This window comes from Mucilaginibacter gotjawali, from assembly GCF_002355435.1.
GTDB classification, from domain to species: domain Bacteria; phylum Bacteroidota; class Bacteroidia; order Sphingobacteriales; family Sphingobacteriaceae; genus Mucilaginibacter; species Mucilaginibacter gotjawali.
The window spans coordinates 1,656,349-1,675,779 of record NZ_AP017313.1 but is presented as its reverse complement, the minus strand read 5'-3'; the positions used below and the strand labels follow the sequence as shown (position 1 = coordinate 1,675,779).

20 protein-coding genes are annotated in these 19,431 nt (G+C 42.7%); 13 read left to right on the top strand and 7 right to left on the bottom strand.

Going from position 1 to position 19,431, the window contains the following annotated elements:
* Nucleotides 1-60: 60 nt before the first annotated feature.
* Entirely contained in the window at nt 61-810 is a 750-nt protein-coding gene (locus MgSA37_RS07835) for an NHL repeat-containing protein (RefSeq protein WP_096351008.1), read from the bottom strand.
* Nucleotides 811-998: 188 nt separating this feature from the next.
* Here MgSA37_RS07835 and MgSA37_RS07830 point away from each other — a divergent pair, with 188 nt between their 5' ends.
* The 5 genes from MgSA37_RS07830 (at nt 999) to MgSA37_RS07810 (ending at nt 5,122) form a co-directional block, all read left to right on the top strand.
* The gene (locus MgSA37_RS07830) at nt 999-2,264 is read left to right on the top strand and encodes a metallophosphoesterase (protein WP_096351006.1); all 1,266 of its coding nucleotides are present in this window, start codon (nt 999-1,001) and stop codon (nt 2,262-2,264) included.
* Nucleotides 2,265-2,328: 64 nt separating this feature from the next.
* Complete coding sequence (locus tag MgSA37_RS07825) at nt 2,329-3,165, top strand: hypothetical protein (protein ID WP_096351004.1); 837 nt, start codon at nt 2,329-2,331, stop codon at nt 3,163-3,165.
* Between the two features lie 76 nt (nt 3,166-3,241).
* Nucleotides 3,242-3,466, top strand: coding sequence for a hypothetical protein (locus MgSA37_RS07820; protein ID WP_096351002.1), 225 nt, complete (start codon nt 3,242-3,244; stop codon nt 3,464-3,466).
* A gap of 209 nt (nt 3,467-3,675) precedes the next feature.
* The gene (locus tag MgSA37_RS07815; RefSeq protein ID WP_096351000.1) at nt 3,676-4,155 is read left to right on the top strand and encodes an Lrp/AsnC family transcriptional regulator; all 480 of its coding nucleotides are present in this window, start codon (nt 3,676-3,678) and stop codon (nt 4,153-4,155) included.
* A 7-nt stretch (nt 4,156-4,162) separates the two neighbouring features.
* Complete coding sequence (locus tag MgSA37_RS07810; protein ID WP_096350999.1) at nt 4,163-5,122, top strand: EamA family transporter; 960 nt, start codon at nt 4,163-4,165, stop codon at nt 5,120-5,122.
* 42 nt (nt 5,123-5,164) lie between these two features.
* On the opposite strand, the gene MgSA37_RS07805 is transcribed toward MgSA37_RS07810, so the two are convergent.
* Nucleotides 5,165-6,211: an ABC transporter ATP-binding protein gene (locus tag MgSA37_RS07805; RefSeq protein WP_096350997.1), complete on the bottom strand. Its 1,047-nt coding sequence runs from the start codon at nt 6,209-6,211 to the stop codon at nt 5,165-5,167.
* 170 nt (nt 6,212-6,381) lie between these two features.
* Here MgSA37_RS07805 and MgSA37_RS07800 point away from each other — a divergent pair, with 170 nt between their 5' ends.
* The 5 genes from MgSA37_RS07800 to MgSA37_RS07780 all read left to right on the top strand — a co-directional run bounded on the left by MgSA37_RS07800 (nt 6,382) and on the right by MgSA37_RS07780 (nt 11,928).
* Entirely contained in the window at nt 6,382-6,795 is a 414-nt protein-coding gene (locus MgSA37_RS07800; protein ID WP_096350996.1) for a DUF1003 domain-containing protein, read from the top strand.
* 135 nt (nt 6,796-6,930) lie between these two features.
* Nucleotides 6,931-7,881, top strand: coding sequence for a lysylphosphatidylglycerol synthase transmembrane domain-containing protein (locus tag MgSA37_RS07795; protein ID WP_157750491.1), 951 nt, complete (start codon nt 6,931-6,933; stop codon nt 7,879-7,881).
* 48 nt (nt 7,882-7,929) lie between these two features.
* Nucleotides 7,930-9,708, top strand: a complete 1,779-nt coding sequence (locus MgSA37_RS07790; protein WP_096350993.1) for an aromatic amino acid hydroxylase — start codon at nt 7,930-7,932, stop codon at nt 9,706-9,708.
* 4 nt (nt 9,709-9,712) lie between these two features.
* Nucleotides 9,713-10,417, top strand: a complete 705-nt coding sequence (locus tag MgSA37_RS07785) for an SDR family NAD(P)-dependent oxidoreductase (protein ID WP_096350992.1) — start codon at nt 9,713-9,715, stop codon at nt 10,415-10,417.
* Between the two features lie 74 nt (nt 10,418-10,491).
* Nucleotides 10,492-11,928 carry a PAS domain S-box protein gene (locus MgSA37_RS07780; RefSeq protein ID WP_096350990.1) on the top strand — a complete coding sequence of 479 codons (1,437 nt, stop codon included), beginning with the start codon at nt 10,492-10,494 and terminating at the stop codon, nt 11,926-11,928.
* Between the two features lie 653 nt (nt 11,929-12,581).
* On the opposite strand, the gene MgSA37_RS07775 is transcribed toward MgSA37_RS07780, so the two are convergent.
* Both MgSA37_RS07775 and MgSA37_RS07770 read right to left on the bottom strand, forming a co-directional pair.
* The gene (locus MgSA37_RS07775) at nt 12,582-12,890 is read right to left on the bottom strand and encodes a hypothetical protein (RefSeq protein ID WP_096350988.1); all 309 of its coding nucleotides are present in this window, start codon (nt 12,888-12,890) and stop codon (nt 12,582-12,584) included.
* A 130-nt stretch (nt 12,891-13,020) separates the two neighbouring features.
* The gene (locus MgSA37_RS07770) at nt 13,021-13,359 is read right to left on the bottom strand and encodes a single-stranded DNA-binding protein (RefSeq protein ID WP_096350986.1); all 339 of its coding nucleotides are present in this window, start codon (nt 13,357-13,359) and stop codon (nt 13,021-13,023) included.
* A 146-nt stretch (nt 13,360-13,505) separates the two neighbouring features.
* On the opposite strand from MgSA37_RS07770, the gene MgSA37_RS07765 reads away from it, so the two are divergent.
* From MgSA37_RS07765 to mnmD, 3 genes are all read left to right on the top strand, one after another.
* Nucleotides 13,506-13,865: a hypothetical protein gene (locus MgSA37_RS07765; protein WP_096350984.1), complete on the top strand. Its 360-nt coding sequence runs from the start codon at nt 13,506-13,508 to the stop codon at nt 13,863-13,865.
* Between the two features lie 94 nt (nt 13,866-13,959).
* Entirely contained in the window at nt 13,960-15,312 is a 1,353-nt protein-coding gene (locus MgSA37_RS07760) for a rhodanese-like domain-containing protein (protein WP_096350982.1), read from the top strand.
* A 61-nt stretch (nt 15,313-15,373) separates the two neighbouring features.
* Nucleotides 15,374-16,057 carry a tRNA (5-methylaminomethyl-2-thiouridine)(34)-methyltransferase MnmD gene (gene mnmD / locus MgSA37_RS07755; RefSeq protein WP_096350980.1) on the top strand — a complete coding sequence of 228 codons (684 nt, stop codon included), beginning with the start codon at nt 15,374-15,376 and terminating at the stop codon, nt 16,055-16,057.
* Here the strand turns inward: mnmD and MgSA37_RS07750 are convergent.
* The 3 genes from MgSA37_RS07750 to MgSA37_RS07740 all read right to left on the bottom strand — a co-directional run bounded on the left by MgSA37_RS07750 (nt 16,052) and on the right by MgSA37_RS07740 (nt 19,200).
* The gene (locus MgSA37_RS07750) at nt 16,052-16,879 is read right to left on the bottom strand and encodes a hypothetical protein (protein WP_157750490.1); all 828 of its coding nucleotides are present in this window, start codon (nt 16,877-16,879) and stop codon (nt 16,052-16,054) included. The genes mnmD and MgSA37_RS07750 overlap by 6 nt on opposite strands.
* 131 nt (nt 16,880-17,010) lie before the next feature.
* A complete protein-coding gene (locus MgSA37_RS07745) occupies nt 17,011-17,766 on the bottom strand; it encodes an ankyrin repeat domain-containing protein (protein ID WP_096350976.1) in 756 nt (251 codons plus the stop codon).
* 117 nt (nt 17,767-17,883) lie between these two features.
* On the bottom strand, nt 17,884-19,200 hold the full coding sequence (locus MgSA37_RS07740; protein ID WP_262497475.1) for an IS4 family transposase: 1,317 nt from the start codon (nt 19,198-19,200) through the stop codon (nt 17,884-17,886).
* Nucleotides 19,201-19,431 lie beyond the last annotated feature (231 nt).

Genomic DNA, 19,431 nt, shown 5'->3' with positions numbered 1-19,431 from the left:
ATACGTTCCCAGCAGCATCCGTGGCAAGGCCGACAGGATTATTAAAGTTTACCGATATACCTACCCCCCACGAGCCAACGTGGAAACATACCCTGCAGGTGAAATTTTTCTTATCATTTGATTGCTGCCGCCGTCGCCGACGTATATATTTCCTGAAGCGTCGACCGCTATTCCACCCAAAGCGGAAAAGCTGGCATTTGTACCTTGGCCATCGGCATAACCTTGTTTCCCGTTACCAGCTAAAATAGTTACAACTCCAGCCTGGCTTATTTTGTCGACTGTGTAATTATATGAATCTGTGATATACAAGTTACCTTTAATATCTATTGCAATACTTTGGTTGCCTAAATTTGATAAACCGACGGAAAAAGTTGAAACATAACCAGCCGGGGTAATCTTCCTGATTTCCCCAGCGTCTGCAACATATGCATTGCCTGCAATGTCAGTGACGATGCCGAATGGAGATGAAAACGATGCCGCTGTACCCTGGCCATCAATATGTAAACCTAAGGCGTTTCCTGCAAATGTGGATATCGAACCATAAACAGTTGCCGGCACAGCCCCGCCGGAATTTGTAGGAATTAATGTAGCAATAGGTGTATTTGTCGCGTAGCTTTTGGGGCCGGCGTACGATATTACCGGCGACTGCCCGAAAACAGCCATGGATTTTATAATAAATAAAGCCCAAATTAAAAAAGTACGTACAAGTTTAATATCGCTAAAATGCCGGCGTATTTGTAAAATAGTGCAATAATTAAACATGATCAGGGGAAATGAGAGGTTTAGTTCGGCCAATGGAATTAATCTCATTCCTAAAAGCCCTTAACGTCACATATTATACTGATCAAAAATACACTTTTTTTAATCATTTTTATATTCCGCATGTACGCGCAGGAATTTGCCGGTTGCACGGTATGATAGTAGTTATCAATCTTCCCTTCTAAATTTTACCCGCTAATTACCAATCCTTTTATATATTGCGGTGTTATCTACAAAATATGCACGGAGGCGGTTTTTTTACGATTTTTTTGATCATTGCGGCGATCAGCCTCCTGTTTGACTGGTATGTTTTTGCCGGGCTGAAAACATTAACCAAAAAATGGGATTCTACTAAAAAAAGATATCTGGTAACTTTTGGATATCTGATTATTTCCATTGGGTCGACCTTAGCCTTGTTTTTGGATTTTAAAACATTCAGCACAGCAAAAGGGATGACGCCCTTGCATGAATGGGTGCTCAGTATCTTCCTCACCTTATTATTCACCAAACTATTTTTTGTATTGATCATATTTTTGGGTGATATCGGCCGCTTTTTTTATAGCATTGTTAACTATTTTGTAAAACCCAAAGGCGCAACAGCCAAACCATTTTTCCCTGCGAGGCGGAAGTTCATCAGCGAGGTGGCCCTGCTGGTAGCGGCGGTACCTTTTTCGGGTTTCGTTTATGCGATGCTGAAGGGTAAATATGATTACAAGCTGCACAAACAAACCCTTTATTTTGACGACCTTCCTGAAGCGTTTGACGGTTTTACCATTACCCAGATCTCCGACATCCATTCAGGCAGTTTTGATAATACGGCAGCAGTTCAGCGCGGCATCGACCTGGCCAAAGCACAAAAAAGCGACCTGTTTGTTTTTACAGGCGACCTGGTGAACAATGCGGAATGGGAGATCGGCCCTTATATCGGCCATTTCAGCCAGCTACGCGCGCCCTATGGGCAGTTCTCCATCCTGGGCAACCATGATTATGGCGATTATATCCACTGGGACAGCGAAGCGGAAAAAGCGGAAAACCTGGTTAAATTAAAAGAACGGCACAAAGAACTTGGTTACCGCCTGCTGCTGGACGAAAATGTGGAAATAGAAAAAAACGGCCAAAAACTATCGCTCATCGGCGTGCAAAACTGGGGCCGCGGTTTTATACAGATCGGCGACCTGGACAAAGCGCTGCGTGGCGTTGATAAAGATGCCTTTAAAATCCTCCTCTCGCACGACCCTACCCATTGGGAAGAAAAAGTGCGCTATCATCCAACTACTATCTATTTAACATTGGCGGGCCATACGCATGGCGCACAGTTCGGGGTTGAAACGGCCGGCCTGCGCTGGAGTCCGGTGCAATACCGCTACCTGGATTGGGCCGGCCTCATCAACGAAAAAAACCGCTACCTGTATGTGAACAGAGGGTTTGGCTTTTTAGCCTTTTCGGGACGGTTGGGAATCTGGCCGGAAGTGACGGTAATAACGTTGAAGAAGAGGATGGCTTGATTTCGGATTTCGAATGTTCGATGTCGGATTTATTTTTCATTATAAAGTTCGTTATCTTTAAAAGATGGACGATCAAAACAAAAGACACAGGGTCAATTGGATTTTCACCCGATGGTCTCACCTTAATCTTATGCTGGAACAAGCTCAAAAAATAGCTTATTTTGACAGGGAACAGCGCGCCGGCGTACTTAGCAGCAACCTATCTTATTGGGAAAGGTGGGATTACGAATTTTATATATTCGGCAGCATATTAAACCCCGACCAATTGGCCCTATATGTTTATGAACGGGATAAAAAGATAAATGAATACGAGCAATCTCTAATTGACGATGATAATTTAAACAGCACCTTAAAAGAAATTGAAAGGGATGAGGAAGAAATCAAATATCTTGAATACAATTTTCTTCCGGCCATTTTAATGAAATTTAACAACCATTTATCGGTTAGGGATCCGCAAAATACAAAATATGATTTTTTGAAAGCAGAATATAAGAGTTATCTGGATGAAAAACATCGAACGATCATCGCCAATCATTTTAGGCATAGACGTGGTTTTCAACCCAATACCCTAAAAAGACGACTGCTAAAGCACACAAATGAAGCAATGTTTCCTCAATTTTCGGAGTTTAAAAAGGAAATGGATGATATTACGAAATCCGTCGTTGACTTCCTGAAAGGGCAAGGTGAACATTTCGATCACAATAAAGAAGAAATAAGCTCAATTCTTGCTGACTTACGCGCTTTTAGAGAAAAAGCTTGGGATAATTATGTCAAATCTGAGAATCCGGTTTTTTATGCTTTTAGCGTCTTAGACGATAAAAGAAGCGAAGAAGAGCAAAATAATGATCTCTATTTTTCACTCCTTTTGATAGACAAAGATTATTACAATTATAAACAGTAGTCGTCCCCTCCCGAAATTCGCCACTCCATTTTTACTTCTGGCACGATTTAGGCTAATTATACCTAAATCATCTGCCATGGCACCATCAAATCAAAACAAAATAGGCAAACGCCCCGAAAAAGAACAGGTTTCACTTACGGATACCCTGCATGATACCTGGCGGGTGATGAAGCCTTTTGTACACTTTTCAGTAAAAGCGCTCAAGGTTGTTGCCAAAACCCTAATATTTATTGTAAAGCATATCCCTAAGCCGGAAGAACATGAACCCAAAACAAAAAAAGATAAAGTGATCAAAATTTGATTCCGGCTTTTTTCCCATTTCCTATTTTCAAGGGCATTCAATAAAGCTACGCCTTTGTTCGATTTCGAATTATACTAACCATCTTGCATCCACTTTCGGACTTTCCGGACTTTTCCGACTTTCGGACTTCCCTCCTACTTTTGTCGAATTAAATTCATTTATTTGAATACATATTTGAATTTAATTCGACATTTATTTATATTTACCGTATGATTAACGAAACAGAGATCATACTGGATAAAACAGATCTGCACATTTTAAACCTGATGCAGGACAACGCCCGCATCAGCAATGCCGACCTGGCAAGGGAGCTGGGCATGGCGCCATCAGGCGTTTTGGAGCGGGTGAAAAAACTGGAACAAAAGGGTGTTATCCTGCAATACACTGCCCGCATAAATCCGGATGCATTACAGCAAAAAATGCTGGCCTTTATTTTCATGAAAGCCGCCGACAGCCCCGGCTGTAATGATACCGCCCGCGAGCTGGCCAAAATACCCGAAGTACAGGAAGTACACCATATAGCCGGCGAAGACTGCTACCTGGTAAAAGTACGCACCTACGATTCAGCCACGCTGATGGCCCTGATGCGGGGCAAATTCAGTAAAATCCCCAACCTTTTAAGTACCCGTACAACCATCGTACTGGAAACTGTAAAGGAACAGCAACAATTGGTAATACCCGAAAAATAAACCTGATATGCCTTCAACCTCTACTAAAACAGCTTCCCCTTTATGGGTGATCATCGCCTTCGCCACGGTGTACCTGGTGTGGGGCTCTACCTATTTTTTCATCCGGTTTGCCATGCAGGGTGGTTTTCCGCCATTTTTTTTAGGCGCCGTCCGTTTTATTATTGCCGGCCTGATCATGATGACCTGGTGTGTGATTAAAAAGGAAAAAATATTCAACAAAAAAGATATCATCACCGCCTCGATCACAGGTATTTTGTTACTGTTTGTAGCCAATGGGATCGTGATCTGGTCGGAGCAAACATTGCCGAGCGCTATGGTGGCGATCCTTGTGTCCTCGGCCCCTATCTGGTTTGTTGTGCTGGATAAGCCTCATTGGTCGGTTAATTTCAGAAGCACGGCTACCATCATTGGTTTGATCATCGGTTTTGGCGGGGTGATCCTGCTCTTCAGCGAACAAATTGGCAACATCTTTAAAAGTGCGGATGCGCAGGCAAAACTGCCCTGGATGTTGTTATTGGTTGTGGGCACTATTTCATGGTCGGGCGGATCTATTTATTCAAAAAACAGGAAATCAACATCCTCAACAACTGTAAGTTCAGCCTGGCAGATGCTTGCAGCGGGCCTTGTTTACGTACCGGTTAGTTTTTTGCACGGCGAATACAAGGGGTTGCACTTACAAAACATCCAACCCCACGGATGGATGGGACTGATCTATTTAATCATTTTTGGATCTATCGCCGGCTTTAGCGCCTATGTATGGCTGTTGCAGGTGCGCCCGGCTACGCAGGTGAGCACTTATGCTTATGTTAACCCTGTTATCGCCGTAATATTGGGTATATTTTTTGGTGGCGAGCATATTTCGCTCACCCAAATCGGCGGCCTGGCGGTTATTTTATTGAGTGTGCTGTTGATCAATTTATCAAAGTACAGGAAGGAGAAGAAGGCGGTGGAATTGGTGAATGGTTGATTGATTTGATTGAAAATAACCAATCAACTTAATCAACCAACACTAATCCATCTCTTTTGGCAAATTGCGCACAGGCGCCTGCCAGCGGCCGAATTCGTAAAAATGCTCAATGCTGACGGTGATCTTACTGCCTTTGGGGTATTTCCCTTTTGAATGGTTGGTTACCCTCAGGTAAACCTTATCCCGCTCAATAATCAGTTCTTCATAAAAGCCTTTAAATAAAACCTGTTTAACTGTCCATTTAGCGCCGAAGCCTTTAGTGATCTTAACGTGTTCGGCGTAAATCACCACCGTCCCCCGGGTTGTTTTAACACCCACTTTTTTGGCATCTTCAAGGTTAAGCTGGCTGCTGCTGGCCAATATTTGCGCTGTATACAACAGTTTGGGCGAATTGTAGAGTTCCTCGGGACTACCGTTCTCTACAATTTCCCCTTCTTTTAAAACTATGAGTTCATCGGCCATGGAGAGGATTTCTGCAGGATCGTGCGAAACCAGCACTACCGTTACGCCCCATTCCTTAACAATGTAACGGATATCATGCTGCAATCCTTCGCGGTAAGTGGCATCCACCTGGTTAAAGGGTTCATCCAGTAAAAGCACCTCGGGTTTGCTGATGAGCGCTTTTGCTATGGTTACCCTTTGCTTTTCGCCGCCGCTCAGTTTACCAAAGGGCATATCTTTCAGTGGTAAAACATCCAGCATATTCAGCGAATCGGTGATCTTTTTGTGTTCGGTAGCTAAACCAAGTTCTGCATTCCTTAAACCCGACCGCACACTCTCCCAAACCGTTGCATTAAGGTCCATATCCTGGTTACTTTGGGTCACCAGGCGCATGGCTTCATGAGCGGGCTGTAATTTCTCCTCGCGCATCAGCACCCTTTCTTCCTTGAAAAACACTTCTCCCGCGTCCGGCCGGATCAGTCCGTAGAGCAAGTTGAGCAACGTGGTTTTTCCGCTGCCGCTTTCACCAACGATAGCCGTTATTTTCCCTTTGGGGATTAATATAGTTACATTATTTATGCCTGTAGACTTGTCGCCAAAATAGTTTTTGGTCACAGATATAGTCTCCAGGATCATCTCATTTTGCATATGGCTTAATTTTGATAAAAGTCGTTGTTGAATCCGGCAAACAATAACAGTTACGCTGCTTTCGGATGTAGCCCCAAACTTAAACTATAAAAGTTTGTAGTAAAAAAGAATTATTCATTTCGGACAAAAAATTTATATTTAGCACTTAATCAAACCCAAAAAAACTTAAAATGGAACACGGCGAAAACTGGCATACAACACACAAAAAATCATTTTCATTTGGACAAAAGCTGGCTGATTCGGTAGCCAATGGAATGGGTTCATGGCGGTTTATTATTATTCAAACGCTTATCGTTGCCTGTTGGATGATGCTGAATGTTATTGCATTTATACAACATTGGGACCCCTACCCGTATATTTTGCTGAACCTTTTATTCTCAACCCAGGCAGCTTATGCGGCGCCGATCATTATGATGGCCCAAAACCGCCAGAATGAACGCGACCGCGCTCATGCCGAAGCTGACTTTAAAACCAACGTGGAAGCAAAAAAGGAAATTGAAGAATTAATGGAAAGGCTTAATTCCATTGAAATTGATAAACTGGATAAGATCCTGGCTATCCTGCAAAAAATGGACTGCAAGTAGGTTAGAGATGAGAAACTGTTTGATCAGAAAATTAGTTGCCCGTTGGCGGACGCCGGTAATTTTTAGGTCAACTTAACGCTATTTAACTTTTGGTGACACAACAACTATGTGGTTTTTATTACATTTGCGCCCGAAATGACAAAAATTGAAGACGCTATAGTACACGAAGTTGAGGACGATGTTAAACCCAAAACCTGGAAACAGCGGCTGTGGAACGTCACCAAGTTGGTGTTAAAATTAGTCATTACCTCTGCGTTGCTCTATTATGTATTTAGCAAAGTACATTTCAGCGACGTAAAATCACGGCTGGTACATGCCAACTACTGGTGGATGGCGGCTGGGGTATGTTTTTATTTCGCGTCGATGATCGCCTCCTCATGGCGGTTGCTGAGTTTTTTTAAATCAATAAATCTCCGGCTCGATCCTCGTTTCAACTTCAGGTTATACCTGCTGGGCATATTTTATAACTTTTTACTCCCCGGAGGTATAGGCGGAGATGGCTACAAAATATACTTGCTAAATAAAACTTATAAACTACCCGCTAAAAAGGTTTTTACTGCCATATTGTTTGACAGGCTGAGCGGGCTATGGGCCATAGGTTTAATCATCGTGTGTTTAAAAGTGTTTATCCCTCAAATACCTATCCATATAGCTATACCGGCGGGTATTTTTTTTGCCGGCACAATTATTTACTATTTTGTTGTTAAAAAATTTTTCAAGGAGTTTGCAAAGCATTTTTTTAAAGGTCATGCAAAAGCCGTTTTAGTGCAAACTTTCCAGGTTTTAACCATTATCATGGTGCTGTTGGGCCAGGATTTTAGCGGGAAATTTGCGCCATACTTACTGGCGTTCCTTGTGTCGGCTATCGCCGCCGTAGTACCGGTAACCATTGGTGGTGCGGGCGCCCGCGAACTGGTATTCCAAAAATCAGCCGATTTTTTCCACATCGATGCAGGGCTTGGCATTTACATCAGTATCTCCTTCTATTTAATATCACTGCTGGTAGCATTAACCGGAATTTACTACCTGCTACGCCCGGAGCGGCTGCAGGAAGGCTTACCAACGGCTGAAGAAATTAAGGAATAGCAATCTTATTTTCTAAATTTGCGTTCTCTTATATACCTATTGAACGCAATGAGCCATTTTAATAATTTTAATAATCCGCAGGTAGCTGCGTTGCCCGGCCATTTAAAGCAATTTATAGTCGATCAGCATTATGAACACTATACACCGGTTGACCATGCTGTGTGGCGCTATGTAATGCGTCAAAACTATAGTTACCTTAAGGATGTCGCCTACTATCCTTACATTCCCGGCTTGTTAAAAGCCGGCTTAACTATCGAAAAGATCCCGAGCCTGCAGGAAATGAACGACGCGCTGGGTAAAATTGGCTGGGGTGCAGTTACTGTTGACGGCTTTATCCCGCCGGCAGCTTTTATGGAATACCAGGCTTACCGGGTTTTAGTAATTGCCGCCGATATCCGCCAGTTAAAGCATATTGAATACACACCCGCACCTGATATTATCCATGAGTCAGCGGGCCATGCCCCTATTATCGCAGATAAAGATTATCACGAATACCTGAGTTATTTCGGTTCAATTGGCGCAAAAGCCATGTTTTCGGCCCAGGACTTTGAATTGTACGAGGCCATCAGAGCCCTATCTATTTTAAAAGAAATGCCTGATGCGGATGAAGCCGAAATAAAAAAGGCAGAAGCGCTTTTGGCCCACAGGCAGGAAAGCATGGGCGAGCCTTCCGAAATGTCACTTTTAAGCCGTTTACACTGGTGGACGGTTGAATACGGGTTGATCGGTACGCTGGAAAATCCAAAAATATATGGTGCCGGCTTGTTATCGTCAATAGGTGAGAGTGTAAGTTGCATGAAAGCCGATATCAAAAAATTACCGTATACCATTGATGCGGTAAATTACACTTACGATATCACCAAAACCCAGCCCCAACTATTTGTAACCCCAACTTTCCAAAACCTGATTGATGTACTGGAAACATTTGCAGATACCATGGCCTTCAGGCGTGGCGGCGCTTATGGGCTGCAAAAAGCGATTGAAAGTAAAAACACCTGCACTGCGGTTTACAGTTCGGGACTGCAACTGGCAGGTACTTTTAAAAGTTTTGAAAATGATGAAAATGGTGATCCGATTTATGTACGGACAACCGGGCCGTCGGCTTTAGCGATAAACAACAAACAGATAAACGGCCATGGGAAAGACCACCATAAAAGCGGCTATAGTTCGCCCGTTGGAAGGCTAAAAGGCCACGCTGAGCCGCTTGAGAACCTGGGCCATGGTGAGCTTTGTCATCTTGGAATTGAAAATGGGAAAGAAACCACATTAACTTTTGAGAGTGGTATAACCGTTAGCGGCCTGGTAAATAACATCCTTACGGACAATGAAAAAACGCAACTGATTACCTTTACCGGTTGCACGGTAAAAGATAAAAAAGGTAAAATACTTTTCGACCCATCATGGGGTGTTTATGATATGGCAGTGGGCGAAAAGATCGTTTCGGTTTTTTGCGGTGCCGCAGATAAGGATGCATTTGAAGATATTACTTATAAATCAACTTCGGGCACTTACCACCCGGCTTACGATGTCCGTACATTAGAGCTGCACAAACTCTACCAGCAGGTGCGGGATCGCAGGCACAATGGCGGCGAATATGGCTTTTTAGGGAATGTTTGGCTGCGTCTGCAAAAAAACCATCATGACGACTGGCTTTGCGCTTTAGAAATACTGGAGATATTGGAGCATGAAGAAGTTGAACCTGAATTGGCAAACGAGATCAGGAGTTTTTTGGAGCAAAAAGCTGCTGCTGAGCCTGAATATAAAAAACTGATCAATGATGGATTTTATCTGATAAAACACCCTGTTGAGCAAAAATTGGTAGTTTAGTGGCATGAATATCATTATTACAGGAGCCAGTAGCGGCGTTGGCTTTGAAGCCGCGCTGGAATTAATACTATCAGGGAAACATAAGGTAATCGCCCTGGCCCGCTCGCAGGAAAAGCTGGAGCGTTTGCTTGAAATTGCACATGGGCTAAATCCCGACGCCGAGATCTACGCGCTTGCTTTTGATATTGTGCATGACGATTACGCTGACCTGAAAAGTTTTATCAAAAGCAATTTTGATAACCACGTGGACATCCTCATTAATAATGCCGGCGTATTAATCAATAAGCCATTTAAGGCGTTGGAAGAAATGGACTTTATTGAAATGCTGCAAAGTAATTTTATAGGCCATGTCCGTATCATACAAGCATTGGTTGACCTTATGCCCGAAGGATCTCATATTGTAAATATTGGCAGCATGGGTGGCTTCCAGGGAAGCGCAAAATTTGCAGGCCTTTCAGCTTACTCGGCAAGTAAAGCTGCATTACATACACTAACAGAGTGCTTAGCGGTGGAATTGGCCGGCCAACAGATAAAAGTGAATTGCCTTGCTATCGGTTCGGCGCAAACAGAAATGCTCGAAAAAGCGTTCCCTGGATATGAATCGCCGGTTATGGCATTTGAGATGGGTAAATACATTGCAGATTTCGCTATCACAGGGCACCGTTTTTACAACGGAAAGGTATTGCCGGTAGCTGCAAGCACCCCCTAAAATAATATTTGGTGTTGTGCAAACAATATCTTTAATTTTATTATATGATATTATAAGTACTTGCCGATACAAATATGGATGCCAGACTCTCCTTTCTATTTGATAAATCAAACGATTTTTTTTGTGTATTCGACAAAAACGGCATCATAAAACATACAAATTCAGCACTCCGGAAAACCCTGGGCTATTCAGAAGCCGAACTCTACAATGTTAAGATTAATACCCTTTCGCATCCGGCCGATGTGCGCAGGAGAGAAGAGCTCGCCACGCTATTGTTGCGTAAAAAGGAAATATCGGGACATGAAACACGCATTAAAGGGATAGACGGCCGTTATTACAATATCAAGTGGTCGCTGTTTTTTAACAGCCACGATGACCTGATCTATGCGTCCGGAACAAACTTAACCAATAAATTAAACGGTCCCAACCAAAATAACCTTACGGATAACATCCAGCATATCTTACAAAGCTTTAGCGAAGGTTTTTTTATTATCAATAACAAATGGCAAATAACAGCTTACAACCCTGCCTTCCTGGCTATTACCGGTTTAAACAACAAACAGCTTAAAAACATCAGCTTAAAAAAATTGCATAGCCTTGGAATAACGGATGAAGTAATTACCAAGTTTGAAGCTGCTTTTAGCGGTAACACTACCGACCAGGCACAATATTTCAACAAGTATTTTAAAAGATGGCTTAGAATAAATATTTACCCGTTTAAACACGAGGTAATGGTTTTTATCAGGGATATTAACGCCGTTAAGATTCAGCAACTCATACTCGCCCTTGAAAAAAACATCCTCGAGTTAAATGCCTCATCTTCGCAGTCATTGCAGCAAACCATCAACGAACTGTTAAAGGGCATTGAAGAAATATTTCCGGATATGATCTGCTCGGTGCTTGAAGTTGATGAGGCGCAGGAAAGAGTTTACCACCTTGCCGCACCGAGGTTAGCCGTTGAATATTGCAATTCAATAAACGGAACGGCAATTGGCCCAAAAGTGGGCTCGTGTGGTACTTCCGTTTATCACCGCAGCCAGGTTATTGTAAGTGATATTGAAAAAGACCCTTTATGGGATGATTACAGAGACATAGCCCGCCCGTACGGGCTTAAAGCATGTTGGTCTACACCGGTGATCAGTTCGCAGGGGGCGCATGTATTGGCCACATTCGCGGTTTATTATACAACGGCACGGGAACCTAAAGGCGATGAGTTAAATATGATTGAACGTACAGTAAATATACTGCGTGTTTTAATGGAAAATAAACGGAACCAGGATAATATAAAGGACCAGAATAAAAGATTGCAGGAAATAGCATCAATAAGTTCTCACGAAATCAGGCGCCCGGTGGCCACTATTTTAGGGCTGGTAAACCTGTTTGATAAAAAAAATATGGACACCCCGATGAATAGGGAAATTATCGGCCATATTGATTTAACAGCCCAGGAATTAGACAGCGTAATCCATACGATTGTTGAAAAAACTATTCACTTGAAGGATGAGTTGTAGGTGGGGAGTTGGTTGATTGGGTTAGATTAGGTTGATTGGGTTAGTTTAGGTTTATTAAGTGAGGCGATATTATATTATTTCAAATGCGTTATATTTTAGCCGGGTGTAATTCCACTAAACATTCAGTTTTATTATCGATGTATTTAAACATAGCCTCTGTGGTATTACTGCGTAACTTTTTGGCAACTCATCCTAATGGGACCAAAGTTTACTTTTTAAGGAACAAAAACACTATAGCCAGGGTGGCGCCGACTTGCCCAATCCAAAAACGAACATCCAGTTCACTATCTCACCCATTCTATCGCTCAAGTCCAGATTAACCTTTGCAAGTTTCGTCTTTGACATTAGAAATATCATCCTTCGTAGTCAATGTTTTTTAGCTGCTTGCACGGAGCCGTATTTATTTTTTGAGTATCAACAGCAATATTGAAATAGTCACGCCAAATTGACCAACCCAAAAAACAAACATCCACTTAACAGACGTATTTATTTCTTTGGTAAGATCATCTTTAACCTTCGCGAGGTCCTCCTTCGTAACTAATGTTTTAATAGTTGCGCCCACTGATCATTCGGTTTGGTTGTCGATATATTTAAACATCGTACAGGCGGTGTCGCGCCTGATTTTTCGCTAAGCGGTTTAGAGGGCCGAGAGGTTATTTTTTTACAAGCAACAACATCATAGCCAATGTTGCGCCGATATTGCCGACCCAAAAAATAAACATCCATTTAATCGTTTCAGTTTTATTTTCGGCTATTTCCTTCCGAACGTTTACGATATCGTCTTTCATTTCACTGCGAAGACTTGCAATATCATCCTTCGTAGCCAATGTTTTGATAGTTGCTTCCACGGAACGCTCTGTTTTGTTGTCGATATATTTAAACATGGCCTCGGTGGTATCGCTGCCTAATTTTTCACTAAGCAGTTTGTAAAGCCGGGCTGTTTCTTTTGCTTCTAAGTACATAACAAATATAGTTTAAAAAGTTAAGAGTGATTAGAGGTTGGAGATTAGTTTTTTAAGGAAGCACACTCGAAAACGGCATAAATTTCCGACAAAAACTAATCTCTGATCTCCATTCACTAATCACCAACTCCTAACCCCTACCCCCAACTTTAATAAATTCGTTAACTACCACTTCGCAGAAATAGCGTTTGTTACCGTCTTTATCCACATAGTTACTGTTTTTTAAACGGCCTTCTATTGCTATAGTATCGCCCTTTTTCAGGTCGTCCTCGGCAAATTTGGCCAGGTTACCCCATAACGTTAAATTATGCCATTGGGTTTCTGTTACCTTCTCGCCCTTATCGTTTTTGTAGCTCTCGCTGGTTGCTAACGATAAACGGGCCAGTTTTTTGTTGTTGTCAAAACTTTTTACTTCGGGGTCCATACCCAGGTTACCTACCAGGCGTACGCTGTTTCTTAATGAGTTCATGCTTTTTAAATTTTAATTTTCTGTTTTTATTGACGATCCAAAGTTGTAGCGCGATGTAAATATTACCCGGTTAATAACCGTTTATAGTCGACAATTTCCGTTTGTAAACGTTTGCAAACGGATAAAATAATATTTATCTTTATCAAATGATTGAAGAAAGGACCTGCCTTGACTGCGGAGAGCCCTTACATGGACGTGCCGACAAAAAGTTTTGTAACGACCTATGCCGCAATAATTATAACAACCAGCTCAACAGCAGCAGTTATAACCTGGTGCGCAATATCAATAATATCCTGAAGCGTAACCGGCGGATATTGGAAGAGTTAAACCCCGGTGGAAAAACAAAAACAACGCGTAAAAAATTAGTGTCAAAAGGTTTTGACTTTGAATATCACACCCGCAGCTATCAAACCCAAAACGGCAAAACCTACCATTTTTGTTATGAATACGGTTATTTACCATTGGAGGGCGATGAGTTTCTGCTGGTAAAAAGGGAGAATGAATAGTCGTTATTAGTTGAATGTTCATTTTAACGTAATCAAACTTACTTAACTTAATCAACCATTCACTAAATCAACCAAACCACTATCTTTGCATACAATGATCATACAACAATTTTACGACAAGGGTTTAGCACACGCTTCTTACGCAGTAATAAGAACGGGAAAAATGGTCGTGATCGATCCGGCCCGCGACCCAAAACCTTACTATGATTTTGCGGCACAGCACGATGCTGATATTATTGGCGTAATTGAAACACACCCTCACGCTGACTTTATAAGCTCGCACCTGGAGATCCATCAGACTACCGGTGCTATCATCTATGCAAGCAAATTAACAGGCGCTGAATACCCCCATGAAAGTTTTGATGACGGAGATTTTATTAAATTAAATGACATTAAACTTAAAGCCATCAATACCCCCGGGCATTCGCCTGACTCGATATGTGTTTTGGCAGAAGATGAAGATGGTAAAGAACAGGCATTATTTACCGGGGATACTTTGTTTGTAGGGGATGTTGGCCGTCCGGATCTGCGCGAAAACGTGGGGAATATAACTGCTAAAAAAGAGGAGCTAGCCAGGCAGATGTATCACTCAACCCGGGATAAATTAATGAAACTGCCGCATAACGTGAAGGTGTATCCCGCCCATGGCCCCGGCTCGCTCTGCGGAAAAAACATGAGCCCGGATCTGGAAAGCACTATAGGCCGCGAATTGCGCGAGAATTATGCATTGCAGTTGATGGCGGAAGCTGATTTTGTAAAAACACTCATAGCCGACCAACCATTTATTCCGAAGTATTTTGGCAGTGATGTTGAGTTGAATAAAAAAGGAGCGCCTGCTTTTTCAGCCAGCGTTGCGCACATTACGCGCTTAACCGGCAATGTGACGCTTGAAAAAAATGCGGTAGTTATTGACACCCGCCCGAATGCTGAATTTAAAAAAGGGCATGAAAAAGGTGCAATCAATTTACAGAACGGCGGGAAATTTGAAACATGGCTGGGGTCCATTGTAGGCCCGAAGGAGCGCTATTACCTGGTTGCTGATACCGCCGGAGCTTTAGAAGAAGTTATTGTAAAAGCCGCGAAGATTGGCTATGAAAGAAACCTGGTTGCTGGTATTTTGGCCCCCCGGTACCCTGAACTGCCGGAACGGGAATTTGATCTTCCCCGTTTTGCCACCCATCCGGAAAAATATACTATTGTAGACGTACGCAACCCAAATGAAACTGAGGGCGGCTTGATATTTGAAGGTGCACTTTTGATTCCTTTACCTGAATTGCGGGAGCGGATAAACGAGATACCGGAAGATAAACCCATCGTGGTGCACTGCGCTGCCGGATACCGGTCGGCGGCAGCGGCCAGTATTATTGCTGCAAAAATAGCAGCAGTACCTGTTTTGGACCTGAGCGAAGCTGTGCTGGTGATCGGCGGCAAACATGTCGGGCATTGAAACCGTCACTTTTTTTTAAAACAACCGCTATTATCAGTCATTAAAGCCGGAACCCATTAAGATGCTCGAAATAATAAAAACAGCGGACGGCTCGAACACCATTTATAATGCCGAAGTTGGTGAGAATTACCATTCAAAACACGGCGCCCTGCAGGAAAGCCAGCATGTGTTTGTAAATTCGGGACTGAAGTATTTTCTCTCCCCTACCGGGGGAGATTTAGAGGGGGCTTGTATCTCTATCCTGGAAGTCGGTTTCGGCACCGGCCTGAACTTTTTACTAAGCGCCGAACTTTGCGCCGAAAAAGGCATCGAACTAAATTATACCGGCATTGAGGCTTATCCCTTAAGCGCTCAAATGATCAGTCAAACCGGGTATTCGCAATATTTAAAGCCGGAAACATGGAACAGTTTTATTGAAAAATACCCCGATAGCTTAAAGGCTGGGATAAGCATAGGTACACAGTGTAAATTGCAAATAGCCCACTGCAAACTACACGATTTTGCATCTGCAAAACATTACGACATTATTTATTTTGACGCCTTTGCCGCCGCGTACCAGCCCGAAATGTGGGACGAGGCAGCGATTGCCCATACGATAGGATTTTTAAAACCAGGCGGAGTGTTTGTTACCTATGCTATTACAGGAAATTTAAAGCGGGCCCTAAAATCCCTGGGATGTAAAGTAGAGAAAGCGCCCGGAGCGCCCGGAAAACGGGAAATGCTGAGGGCCATAAAAATCTTATAGAAAATTAAATCCTACATTAAATTTTATGGTAAAACCGGTATTTGAAGGCAACTCCCTTACTGCTGAATCAAACATAGTTACCGGACTATGGGTAACATAATAGATCGGGCCTGCACAAAGCGAAAATGACAACCTTGAACCAACAGGAACATAATTTAAAGTAGGGCCAACCAATACTTTGGCACCACCTTCAGTTTCACTTTCCCATAATCCCTCCAAATCTTGCCCTACGGCTTCAACTCCTCCAAAAAACTGTCCGTTAATTCTTCTTAATATGCCAAAACTCGAGATCATGTCAAATTGATCCCTGTTAGCAGAAAATGCCTTTTCCACTCTTACATTTGCAGCCAGTTTCCAGGAGAAGTTTTCATAGGCAGCATTAAGCCTGCTAAGCGCGACAATATCACTGCTAAACTCCCTTATTAAACCTAAACTTGTGCCTAATCTGAAGCCCGATGGCGTTCTCCCGCCGATAAAATCTTTAAACAGCTCAGCCTGCTGCGATGTTTTTGTATTTCCGCCGTTACCAAAACCAATACCCATAGTCGCCAACATAGAAAAACGGTTGCCTAAATAGCCTTTCACCGCAACATTCTGATTTACGCCGTCGAAACCAAGCGGGGTAACAGTGTACTGCCCATAACCGCCCGAATAATTCAGGCTCCAATGCCTCGCAGCGGGGTTAAGCGAATTTATGGTGTACAAAAATGGCTGTGGTTGTGCAATGGAGCCGCCGCCTGCACTGTCATCCAAGGACTGTGCTTTTGCAATATAGCTTATTGATAGAAATAAGAATAAACTGAAGTAGATTTTCCTGACCATAAAGTAATAAGTTTAGTAACAAAAAAATAAATTAAGATCACTTTTGCATTAACAGAAAGGAATGTTATTATTAAATTTTTAATAATTAAAACATCAGGAGGCAGCAGCCGCTTTTTATCCTTCAATAATTTTCAACCCGAACCCTTCAAATAAGCATTTGGCACATTTGAAGGTTTGTAATCAATGCCATAGGCGTGTTTAATGAGCAGCGATACAACTTCTGCTACCGTTTGCTGCCTGCGGTGCATCATCGGCAACAGGCCCATCATGGCGTAACTTATGGGGTTTACAGCAGGGATAAAAGTTTCCCACCCGTAGCCCCGGCCCCATATCAAGCCTTTAACCATTATACTTAGATCAGCCCCCTGTTCAAGCAGGAAATGCAGTAGATCAATAGAATTATTGCTATTTTGGTTTACTGTATGAAAAATGGGCGTGTGCCCGCCGAAACCGTATTCGTCATAAGCGGCTTTTGCGTTTACGTCGGCACCATATTTAACCAGTACAACAGCACAGGCAATGCAATTATACTCAGCACAAAAATGGAGCAGCGTTCCCCCGGTTAACGGAGTGTATGTATTTTTGTATTGAAAATATGTTTTGGTTATGATTGACTGGTCACTTTTAAGAATTTCTTCTAATTGTTCGGCATCATCAATTAAAACTGCCAGCAGGGCCTTATCTTCAAACAACAAACCGGCATTTATAAAAGCCTTAACACAATCCTTAAACCTGGGTGTGCGGGTGTACATTTCTATCATCATCGTGAACACCGGCATGCCGTCAGGCAACAAATCGTTCGGGCTGCCGCCTTCGGCAAAGTATTGCCGGATCCCTTCAACGGAATGTACTTCGATGGCGTAAAGGAGTTTGGTTTGATCGGGCATTGTTTAAGTGAATATGACTTTCAAATAAAATTAAATAAAAATCCATAAATCCTGACCTCAAAACTTTTTTCTTTCGGACTTTCGGTCCCTGCCTGCCGACAGGCCATAGCCGTTAACCTAAGGATTAAAGATGTCATGAACGATAGCATAAGCAGGTTTTTTTCCTTTTTTGTGTTCGACAAGCAGGTTTTTTATAATGGGGTAAACGAACAATTCACACCAGTCGCTTAAATTCATATTGCCTGCCAGTACTTTTCGTAGAGCATAGCTGTATTGCCTGGCTTGTTTAAAGAACTTCCAGATGGAACATGCATAGCCTGGGGAATTGCTTTTGATAAAACTGTCGATGCACTGAAATATCTTCCAGTTGATTAATATCCAAATGAATCTGGCAATCAATTGACATTCGAGCCTTTCCTTTTTAACGGCCTTAACCTGATGGATGCCCAGGAGCGACTTCCATGTTTTGAACACCAGTTCGATCTGCCATCGCAGGCGGTATAATTGGACAACATCTATAGCCTTGAGTTTTTCTGCGCCCACGTTGGTAATGAATACACTGAACCGACAGCGTTCCTTGTAGTCATCGGAAAGGGCAAAACCGTAGCTTTTAGCTTGTTTCTGTGCCTTGCGTATCCGTTCAGTCCATATCTGTTCAGGTATGACAATAGCGATCAGCCGACAGCAAAAGGCATCCTTACCAGCTCCAATGGTAACCATAGTTTCAAAATGACTATCCTTACCACGTTCCATTTGCAGATAGAGCGCTGCCCAATCAATTACCTTATTAGTATTGATCTCTACCGGCTTCCATTTGGGAGGCATTCTGTTGAGAAAAAAAGCATGTTCCTGGACCACCTTCGACAGATACTGCTGCGTAATATAGCCTTGATCCCGGATCAGCAGGTCGCCCTTGCAGATATGCTGTAATGTCTTTTTTGAATGGCTCTGGTCATTTTGGGTAGCTTTTGTGAACTCCAGGTTCTCCCAGTCGCCGTGCTTAAGGTCAAAAGCATACTGTATATTCATCAGGGCTGATCCACCACGACAACCTCCAAAGCCCGGATAATCCTCCATATATTGTTCGGGCAGGGAGAACTTGCTCGAATCAGCGATTAATACCCGGCCAAACGACTGCCAACAGTTTGCCTGGTCAAGGTTTAATTTTGAAGCTATCTGCGCTGCCAAAACCGACTTCAGGAAATCTTGGCTTCTTGAATTGAACCGCTTATGCAAGGCAACTTTGCTCAAAGATTTCCCATGCTGTTGTGCCAGATCATTGCAGCATTCCTGTAAACTGAGTTGGTTGTGATTAAACCCGCTGAACATCAGTGTATCAACAAATTCCTCTGGTTTAAGCTTGGACTTACGCTGCAAAAAACCACTTTGCCGTGCCAATGCAGAAAGTTTACCCGCGTCAAAGGCAGCGGTGATACCGGTTTGTAATTTGGAAGCACAATTTGCAATAAATGTGCTTTTTTTGAAAATAAATGGCGCTTTTCCCCTAAGAAAAGGGTGTTTGCTTCAAAAAAAACCTTATCTTTATATAAGAAAAAGGCGGTAAAATGTCTGGAAAACAACCGCCTTTTTTATAAAATAAAATCTATACAAATATGGGAAAATCTAAGTGGTTTTGCCCGGCGGCGAAGCCCCGCCTTACAACAT